Origin of the sequence: Ligilactobacillus acidipiscis DSM 15836, assembly GCF_001435755.1 — a bacterium.
Lineage (GTDB): Bacteria > Bacillota > Bacilli > Lactobacillales > Lactobacillaceae > Ligilactobacillus > Ligilactobacillus acidipiscis.
Genome location: NZ_AZFI01000253.1, coordinates 1 through 1,808, shown reverse-complemented (window position 1 = coordinate 1,808; position 1,808 = coordinate 1). Strand labels below are relative to the sequence as shown.

Annotated in this window: 1 protein-coding gene; it reads right to left on the bottom strand. The window is 37.9% G+C overall.

Features of this window, described 5'->3' with window-relative positions; all coding sequences use genetic code 11:
• Window positions 1-105 precede the first annotated feature (105 nt).
• Window positions 106-1,725 carry an amino acid permease gene (locus tag FC65_RS10445; RefSeq protein WP_010494757.1) on the bottom strand — a complete coding sequence of 540 codons (1,620 nt, stop codon included), beginning with the start codon at window positions 1,723-1,725 and terminating at the stop codon, window positions 106-108.
• Window positions 1,726-1,808 lie beyond the last annotated feature (83 nt).

Below are 1,808 nucleotides of genomic sequence, written 5' to 3'. Positions count from 1 at the left end.
CTCAAGGTAAAATTATGAATAATCCAGGATAGTAATATTTGGTAAATAAAAGGCTCGGAGTCTTGAAAAATTTCAAAACTCCGAGCCTTTTGAATCGATTACTTTTTAACTTTCTTGTTTAACATTAATTGGTTTTTTACGACCCACGAGCCACAATAGCAGGACTGCTAAGATGCCGATCGTTATGATCAAACCGATTTTTATGGCTAGATGTGTACCGCCCAACCAAACCATGGCGATAACAGCAACCAAGGTTGTACCAATCATGATTGACCATTGTTTTCTGTTAAACGCTACCCCATACTCAACTTCTCGTTTTCTGATCAATGGTAAGATAGCACCTAGTCCAATTAAAATCACAATAGCAATGAAGTTTATAGTCAACTCATACCACCAAGTACCTGAATAAGCTGGAACATCTTGGGGCGCTACACCAAAGAGAGTAGCAGCAGCGGTCACGACTAACAACAACAAACCAGCTATATAACCAAATTTGTCATTTTTGATAAAGACATATTCAGACGGATATTTCTCCGGATTTTTGCGAATTCTCATAAATGCGTAAAAAATCCAGCAGGTCACACCGGGTGAGATGATTCCGTTCAAATTAAGCAACCAGTTGAAGATATCATTCATTTCAGGCAAAAATACACCTAAGAGCATTATGAAACCTGATAATGTACAAGTCAGAATGTAACCGTTGATCGGTAAGCCGTCAGCGTTTTTCTTACGTAAGAAAGCTGGCATATATTTTTCACCTGTGTCAGAAATCAACATTCTAGTCATTGCATCTAGAAGGACGGCCAGTAAAGCACACATATAAATAACTGAAGTCCAAGCATAAATGTACATAAATACGTTGCCAACTCCGTATTGACGCCCTAATGCTTGAAAGGCATAGTAATCACCATTCATTTTCAAATCGTTGGGCAAATGATTTGCATCAAAGAAAATGCCTAGCGAGAATGAACCAAAAATCGTTAGGAAGGTCGTCATTAAAGCTAAAGTGATCATTGCTTTGGGAAATTCAACTTTAGGTTTACGCATTTGCGTGACAAATGGGGCTACTAGCTCGGCACCGTTAACTGCGTAAATCAACAAGCCAATTGTAGTTAGGTATTTTAAATCGAATTTTGGCAAAAGGGTGTGAATATTCATTGGTTGTGTTGCCATATGACCACCTGACTTGATCAAGCCAACAATTGACATAAAAACGAAAAGAACAGTCATACCAAACATGGCAAACCCACCGATCGTTGACAATATTTCCATTGAGTTTGACAAATGACGTTGAATAAAGATAAAGATAATGAAAACAATGAATGTCAATAAAGTAAAAATGGAATTTGGCATATTATTTTGAAAGCTCGAACTTCCTGTAAATGCCCAGCCAAAACCAACGATCACCGATTGTGCGGAGTCAACAACATAGGGAATAGATGCGGCCCAGTAAGTCCATGCAGTGAAATAGCCTAAAAATTCCCCATTAGTACCGCGGATCCACGAACTTAGCCCACCGCCTTCACTGTTAAAAACTGAACCCAGTTGTCCAACCATCAAAGCATAAGGAACGACATATAAAAACATCATGATGATCCATGAAGTAATGACGCCCATACCCTGATTTTTAAAGTTATACATAATATCTTCAAAACCAATCACAGTCACGAAAGCCATCATTGCCAAGACAGGCCAACTAATGTATTTTTTACTACTTTCTTCCACTCTATTTGCACTCCTTATTTAATTTTTGATCGTAAACCATTATATGTAGAGATAGAAACCTGAATTATTCATACTTTTCCCTT